The 7,364-nt window shown below is 71.3% G+C and carries 6 protein-coding genes; 1 reads left to right on the top strand and 5 read right to left on the bottom strand.

All coding sequences use genetic code 11. The annotated features are described in order from the left end of the window. Positions 1-138: 138 nt before the first annotated feature. Positions 139-1,050 carry an SDR family NAD(P)-dependent oxidoreductase gene (locus RM704_RS44340; protein ID WP_033525871.1) on the bottom strand — a complete coding sequence of 304 codons (912 nt, stop codon included), beginning with the start codon at positions 1,048-1,050 and terminating at the stop codon, positions 139-141. A gap of 106 nt (positions 1,051-1,156) precedes the next feature. Between RM704_RS44340 and RM704_RS44335 the strand changes: the two genes are divergently transcribed. After that, a complete protein-coding gene (locus RM704_RS44335) occupies positions 1,157-2,098 on the top strand; it encodes a cyclase family protein (protein ID WP_033525872.1) in 942 nt (313 codons plus the stop codon). 556 nt (positions 2,099-2,654) lie between these two features. On the opposite strand, the gene RM704_RS44330 is transcribed toward RM704_RS44335, so the two are convergent. The 4 genes from RM704_RS44330 to RM704_RS44315 form a co-directional block, all read right to left on the bottom strand. Next, positions 2,655-3,230, bottom strand: coding sequence for an ATP-binding protein (locus RM704_RS44330; RefSeq protein WP_192829596.1), 576 nt, complete (start codon positions 3,228-3,230; stop codon positions 2,655-2,657). Positions 3,231-3,744: 514 nt separating this feature from the next. Continuing rightward, positions 3,745-4,641, bottom strand: a complete 897-nt coding sequence (locus RM704_RS44325; protein WP_033525874.1) for an acyl-CoA dehydrogenase family protein — start codon at positions 4,639-4,641, stop codon at positions 3,745-3,747. 158 nt (positions 4,642-4,799) lie between these two features. Next, positions 4,800-5,930 carry an acyl-CoA dehydrogenase family protein gene (locus tag RM704_RS44320; protein WP_033525875.1) on the bottom strand — a complete coding sequence of 377 codons (1,131 nt, stop codon included), beginning with the start codon at positions 5,928-5,930 and terminating at the stop codon, positions 4,800-4,802. 12 nt (positions 5,931-5,942) lie between these two features. Next, positions 5,943-7,148 (bottom strand): amidohydrolase family protein, encoded by a 1,206-nt coding sequence (locus tag RM704_RS44315; RefSeq protein WP_033525876.1) that lies wholly within the window; start codon positions 7,146-7,148, stop codon positions 5,943-5,945. Positions 7,149-7,364 lie beyond the last annotated feature (216 nt).

The raw sequence follows: 7,364 nt of genomic DNA, 5'->3' as shown, positions 1-7,364 counted from the left end.
GTTCCCCGCGCCCCTAAAAGCCCATGCCCTTGCGGGCCCGAAAAGCAGGGGGCGCAGCCCCTGCTTTTCAGGGGCGCGGGGAACTGCGCGAGAAGCCCCACGCACCCGCACCCGCCGACGAACCAGTCCCCCACCCCCTCACGCGTTCGGCCGCTCCCCGGCCGCCGCCGCCCGCGCCATCCCCTCCACCCGCTCCAGCATCGGCATCGGATCCACCCCCACCGCCCCCGGCAGAAAATCCGCGATCCTCTCCGGGGTCCAGCCCCCTTCGGCATACGCGGCACGCAACTCCCGCGGCTGCGCCCAGACCGCGATCTTCGGCCCGGCGACCGTGTACACCTGCCCGGTGATCCCCGCGTCCCGGGCCCGGTCGGAGAGCAGGTACACCACGAAGGCGGCCACCTCCTCCGGCTCACCGATCTCGGTCAGCTCCATCGGCACGCCCGCCGACATCCGCGTACGCGCGACCGGCGCCACCGCGTTCGCGGTCACCCCGTACCGGTGCAGGCCGAGCGCCGCGCTCCGCACCAGCGAGATGATGCCGCCTTTGGCCGCGCTGTAGTTGGCCTGCGACACGGACCCCTGGTGGTTGCCGCTGGTGAACCCGATCAGGGTCCCCGACCGTTGCTTGCGCATGACGGCGGACGCGGCCCGGAACACCGTGAACGTGCCCTTGAGGTGCGTGGCGATCACCGGATCCCACTCCTCCTCGGCCATGTTGAACAGCATCCGCTCCCGCAGGATCCCGGCGACGCACACGACCCCGTCGATGCGTCCGTACGCCTCCACCGCCGTGTCCACGACCCGCTGCCCGCCGGCCATCGTGGAGATGTCGTCGGCGACGGCGACCGCCTCGCCCCCGGCCGCCTCGATCTCCTTGACGACGGTCTCGGCGACGGAGCTGGTGGGTTCGGAGCCGTCGACGGAGACGCCGTAGTCGTTGACGACGACCCGAGCGCCCTCGGCGGCGGCACCGAGGGCGACCGCCCGGCCGATTCCCCGCCCCGCTCCGGTGACGGCGACGACCTTGCCTGCCAAGAAGTTTCCCACCCCGGCCCCTTCCCCTCATCGCGGTTTCTGACGGACCGTTAGATTTGCTCGCACCGCGATTCTACGACCCGTCAGATACGCCACCACAAGCCCTCGGGGAGGCCCGATGTCATCGCCCACGGAGTTCGCGGCGTTCACGGAGATCGCCAAGCGCGTGAACAACTGGGGGCGTTGGGGGGCCGACGACGAGATCGGCACCCTCAACCTGATCACCGACGAGGTCGTGCGGGAGGCGGCCGCCTCGGTCCGTTCCGGTCGCCGCGTCCCGCTCGCGCTGCCTCTCCAACAGGACGGCGTGCAGACGGGGATGATGCCGGGCCGGGTGAACCCGCTGCACGCGATGGTGCAGATCAATCAGGAGATCTTCGGCCCGGGCACGGTCGCGTGCAGCGACGACGCGGTGACCATGGGGCTCCAGGCGGCGACTCACTGGGACGCGCTCACCCATGTCTCGCACTCGGGCCGGATCTACAACGGCCGCCCCGCGGACACGATCACCCCGCACGGCGGCGCGACCTTCGCCGGGATCGACAAGGCGCGGCACATCGTCTCGCGCGGCGTCCTGCTGGACGTTCCGCGCGCCCTGGGCCTCGGCGACGACCGGCTGCCCGGCGGTCACGCTGTCACCCCCGAAGACCTGAACGCGGCAGAGGAGTTGGCGGGCACCCGGGTCCGCGCGGGCGACATCGCCCTGGTCCGCACCGGACAGATCCGGACCTACCTCGCCGGGGACAAGCACGCGTACGCGTTCCCGTCACCGGGCCTGTCGCTCCGCACCCCCGAGTGGTTCCACGCGCGCGACGTGGCGGCGGTCGCCAATGACACCCTGACGTTCGAGATCTTCCCGCCGGAGGTCGAGGACCTGTGGCTGCCGGTGCACGCGCTCGACCTGGTCGAGATGGGCATGCCGCAGGGCCAGAACTGGAACCTGGAAGAGTTGTCCACAGCCTGTGGACAACTTGGGCGGTACGACTTCCTGCTGTCGGCGATGCCGGAGCCGTTCGTCGGGGCGACAGGCACGCCGGTGGCCCCGATCGCCGTCCTGTAGAGCTGCCGCCGCCCTGGAGAGCTGCCGCCGTCCTGTAGGGCTGCCGCGAGCCCTGCGGGACCACGCCCCCAGGGCTCCACAGTCGGCTGGCGGCGCGCCGCTGCCCGCCCCGAGCACGGCACCGCGCGCCGCCATCCGGCTTCGGCGCACCCGTCCTTGCCCCAGGGCCCTGCGGGGAGCCGGCGCCGAATCACGACCCACGCTCGTCGAGGGCCTCCGGCACCGGGACCCTCGTCGTCCCCTCGCGGCGAATCGCTGAAGACAAGCGTGATCAAACGGACACGAGACGTCAACACCCGTTCGGGGACCGGCCGCGCGGAACCGGCGTCGCGGCGGTGCGTACGGAAGCACGTCCCGGCGCACGACTCGGGCACCGCAGGCGGGCGGTTCAACGCCGTGCGCTCGCGCGCGGCGCGTGCGGCGCGAGCACGGGTCACCGCGCGCACCTCGATCGTGCCCTTGAGGCCGGCACGGGCGGGCGACTCCCTGCCTGGTTCTGGACCTGGACCTGCACCTGACCCTGGACCTGGCCCTGGCCCTGGACCTGGCCGTGGACCTAGACCGCCTCGAACGCCAACCCGTCGCGCACCAGGCTGTCCCGGGCCACCGCCGCGACACCCGTCACCGCACTGCACGCCGGGTAGACCGCCGGGGTCACCGTCCCGCCGCCGACCCCGGAGGCACCACCGGAGGCGCCCACACCACTCGCCGCCCCCGAAGTCCCCGCCACCACCCGGTCCAGCTCGCACCAGATCCGCTTGCCGGCGCCCTCGTGACTCCAGCCCCAGCGGTCCGCGAGCACGTCGACGAGGGCGAGGCCGCGCCCGCCCGTCTCCTCGCCGTCGGCGCACCGCGGGGCCGGCGGACACGCGCTGCCGTCGACGACCTCGAGGCGGACCTTTCCGACCACCCCGTCACGGAGTCCGGACAGCAGCAGCCGCAGCACCGCCGGACGGCCGGTGTGCACGACCGCGTTGGTGACCAGCTCGGAGACGAGGAGGATCAGCGTCTCGGCGAGCGGCTCGTCGTCCCCTATGCCGGACCCGGAGAGCCGTGCACGGGCCCATCTCCGTGCACGACCCACCTCTGCGGGGTCGGGCCGGATCTCCAGCTGCACTTGAAGCACCTGCACCGCTCACACCATCCGAACCGGCGGACACATCGCCGCACGCCCCTCAGGGGCCACGATCGTGGTCATCTGCTGCCTGGCCGACGCCACCGCCATCGACACCATCGGCACCGGGATCACGGAACGTGATCCCCTTGCAGGACAGCATGGTTGACGTACAGTCACCCCAACAAGCGCTTCGGGCATATTCCAGCGCGAAGGAGTACGCGTACGGCATACTGTGCGACGCTCATCACGGGGAGTCGAACAGACCGGGGCATCGAGACTCCGGTCCACTTCACGAGTGCCGGGCACCGCCGGATCCGGGGCCGCCACAGGGGCAACACCGGCTCGGCTCGACCTCGGAACCACTCGCATCCACCAGAAGGTACCGGAGCGGAACTCCGACTCCAGGCCGTGACAAGTCACGCCTAGGACACAACACGGTATCAACGCTCGGTAATTCCGGTATGCCACGTTCCGCGACATTCGACCGAGCAGCCGCCACACATTTCCGTTCCCACCCTGGTCAGCGCGCTCAACCCGCTTCGACCAGCAGTTCCCCCGCCAAGAACTCCTCACTCTCCGTGATCGATCCGCCACGTTCCGCCCGTACCCACGCCCGCTTCAGACACAGGTGTACGTCGGCCTCCCAGGTGAACCCCGAACCACCGTGGACCTGAAGGGAGTCGCGGGCCCCGCGCACCGCCGCCTCGTCGGCCAGCAGCCGGGCCGCCGCGATGTCCACCGGATCGACGGTCACGGCAGCCGCGTACACCGCCACCCGCGCGACCTCCACCCGCACCAGCAGTTCGGCGCAGAGGTGCTTGACCGCCTGGAACGACCCGATGGGCCGCCCGAACTGCTCCCGGGTCCGGGCGTGTTGCACGGCGGCCTCGCAGGTCCGGACCGCGGTGCCCAACTGCTCGGCGGCGGTGAGCAGTACGAACAGATCATCGGGAGGGACGGAGGGGTCGAGCCCCGGCACCCGGTGCAGCGGCGTCAACGGGTCCACCGACCGCAACGCCACCGCCCCCGCCACACCCGCCGCACCGCCCGTCACCACATCCGCCTCGTCCAGCCACTCCACCAACCCCCCTCCCCCGACAGCCGTGACGACGACCTCCCCGGTCGCCGCACCCGGCACCCGCCCCGCGGCGAGATGCGTGGCCACCAGCGGCCCGGGCAACAACGCCCGCCCCGCCTCCTCGAACACCACCACCGCCTCGGGCACCCCGAGCCCGACCCCGCCCTCCGCCTCGGGCAGGCACAGCGAGAAGAACCCCGCCGCGCCCAACTCCCGCCACAGCCGCCGGTCCAGCCCGCCACCACCGTCGACGGCGGCCCGCAGCCGCTCCGGCCCGAAGCGCCGCGCCAACATCTCCCGCACGCCGGCGCGCAGAGCCACCTGATCCTCAGTGAGCCGAAACCGCACAAGCCACCAGCCCCTCACCAACCCCGGAGCACAACACCGCACCCCCAAAGGGGCGCGGGGAACTGCGCGAGCAACCACACCTCACCCGCACCCGCACCCGCACCCGCACCCGCACCCGCCGACGAAACCGGCACCCCCACCCCACTAGGCGCCCCCCGTCACCCCTTGGGCAGCCCAAGAATCCGCTCCCCCACGATGTTCCGCTGGATCTCGGACGTCCCGGCCGCAATCGTGTACGACAACGAACTGAGCCGATCCAGCACCCACCCCCGCTCCAGATCAAGCGCGTCGGGCCCCAAGACCTCCGCCGCCAGCTCGTACAACTCCTGCCGCGCCCGCGAATACCTCAGCTTGAACACCGAACCCCCGACCCCCGGCACCCCGCCGGAGGCCTCCCCCTCGCTCACGTTCCACTGCGTGAGCCGCCACAGCGCCCGGAACTCCGCGTTCAACCGCCCGAGCCGCCGCCGCACACCGGAGTCGTCCCAGGCCCCGTTCGCCCGCGCCTCCCGCGCCACCTCGACCAACACCCGTCGGCAGGCGACCACTTCCCCCACGAACGCCGTCCCCCGCTCGAACGACAGCGTCACCATGGTCACCCGCCACCCGTCGTTCTCCGCGCCCACCCGGTTGGCGACCGGCACCCGCACGTCGTCCAGGAACATCTCGGCGAACTCCGTGGAACCGGCGAGCGTGCGCAGAGGACGTACGGTCACGCCGGGCGCGTCCATCGGCATCGCCAGCCAGGAGATGCCCCGGTGCTTCGGCGCCTCCCCGTCCGTCCGCACCAGCAGCTCGCACCAGTCGGCGACTTCGGCGTGGGAGGTCCAGAGCTTGGACCCGCTGACCACGTACGCGTCGCCGTCCCGTCGCGCGCGCGTCCGCAGCGAGGCGAGGTCCGAGCCGGCGTCCGGTTCGCTGAACCCCTGGCACCACACCTCCTCGCCCCGCAGGATCGGCGGCAGCCAGCGCGCCCGCTGTTCGGCGGTGCCCTCGGCGGCGATCGTGGGCCCCGCGTGGAGCAGGCCCACGAAGTTGGCGCCCACATAAGGGGCGCCCGCCCTCTCGGTCTCCTCCAGGAAGATCAACCGGGTGGTCGGCGAGGCGTCCCAGTGGACGTCGGCGTATCCGGCGTCGTACAGCGTCCGCTGCCAGCCGAGGTCGTAGGCGCGCCGCCCCGGCCAGTCGTCGGGGGACGGCTTCGGCGGCAGCGAGGGGAGCGTCTTCGCGAGCCACTCCCGCAGCCGCGCCCGGAAGGCCTCCTCCTCCGGGCTATACGCGAGATCCATCGCCCCGGGCCCCTACCGGCCGAGGTGGCGGTCGAAGTCGAGGCCGAGCATGCGGATCGCGTTGCCGCGCATCAGCTTGTAGACCGTCTCGTCGTCGAGGCCCTTCACATGGTCGAGGGCGACCTCCTTGGTGTGCGGGAAGGTCGAGTCGACGTGCGGGTAGTCGGTCTCGAAGGTCGCGTTGTCCCGGCCCACGACGTCCAGCGAGGCGATTCCGTGCTTGTCGCGGAAGAAGCAGCAGAACATCTGCCGGTAGTAGTACGTCGACGGCGGCTCGGGGATCAGGTCGCGCACCCCGCCCCAGGCCCGGTGCTCCTCCCAGACGTCGTCGGCGCGCTCCAGGGCGTACGGGATCCAGCCCATCTGCCCCTCGCTGTAGGCGAGTTTGAGGGTCGGGAACTTCACCAGGACCCCGCTGAAGAGGAAGTCCATCATCGAGGCCATCGCGTTGTTGAAGGAGAGCGAGGCCTGGACGGCGGGGGGAGCGTCGGGGGAGGCGGCCGGCATCTGGGAGCTGGAGCCGATGTGCATGTTGACGACCGTGCCGGTCTCCTGGCAGGCCGCGAAGAAGGGGTCCCAGTAGCCGGAGTGGATGGAGGGCAGGCCGAGGTAGGTGGGGATCTCGGAGAACGTGACGGCCCGGACGCCGCGCGCGGCGTTCCGCTTGATCTCCTCGACCGCGAGGTCGATGTCCCACAGGGGGATCAGGCAGAGCGGGATGAGCCGGCCGCCGCTGTCGCCGCACCACTCCTCGACCATCCAGTCGTTGTAGGCGCGGACGCAGGCCAGGGCCACTTCCTTGTCGTGCGCCTCGGCGAAGGTCTGCCCGCAGAAGCGCGGGAAGGTCGGGAAGCAGAGCGAGGCCTCGACGTGGTTGAGGTCCATGTCCGCCAGCCGCGCCTTCGGGTCCCAGCAGCCGCGCCGCATCTCCTCGCGGGTGATCCCCTCCAGCGTCATCTCGTCCCGGTCGAACCCGACGGCCGCGATGTTCCGCTTGTACGGGAACTTGAGGTCCTCGTAGATCCACCAGTCGGTCGGCTGCCCGTCCGGGTCCATCGTGATCTGGTACTTCCCCCCGACGTACGCGAGCTCGCCGATCCCGGCGGTGAGGGGCTTCGGCCCCCGGTCGCGGTACTTCTCCGGCAGCCAGGTCTCGAAGAGGTGGGCGGGCTCGATCACATGGTCGTCGACGCTGATGATGCGGGGCAGTTCGGTCATGGGTCCCCTCCAGCGAGCCATTTCTGACGGACCGTCAGCTAGGTCCTCCCCAGCAGGCTAGTGGCGCACCCCTGGACCGACAAGGCGCCCGGCCCTACGCTCTGCCCAGGATCTGACAACCCGTCAGCTCCCGGCGAGTGAGCCGAAGGGGCGCGTCGGTGTCGAGCCCGTGAGCGCACGGAGGCCCGCAGGGTCGAGCACGGTCGCGGGCTCGAC

The sequence above is a fragment of the Streptomyces gottesmaniae genome, assembly GCF_031845845.1.
Taxonomy (GTDB): Bacteria; Actinomycetota; Actinomycetes; order Streptomycetales; family Streptomycetaceae; genus Streptomyces; species Streptomyces akebiae.
The sequence above is the reverse complement of the archived record's forward strand: the minus strand, read 5'-3'. Positions and strand labels throughout refer to the sequence as shown.

Bases quoted from the DNA above. Each gene is read 5' to 3' on its own strand.
- RM704_RS44315 (WP_033525876.1), bottom strand. From the start codon at position 7,148: ATGACCGAACTGCCCCGCATCATCAGCGTCGACGACCATGTGATCGAG.
- RM704_RS44320 (WP_033525875.1), bottom strand. From the start codon at position 5,930: ATGGATCTCGCGTATAGCCCGGAGGAGGAGGCCTTCCGGGCGCGGCTG.
- RM704_RS44335 (WP_033525872.1), top strand. From the start codon at position 1,157: ATGTCATCGCCCACGGAGTTCGCGGCGTTCACGGAGATCGCCAAGCGC.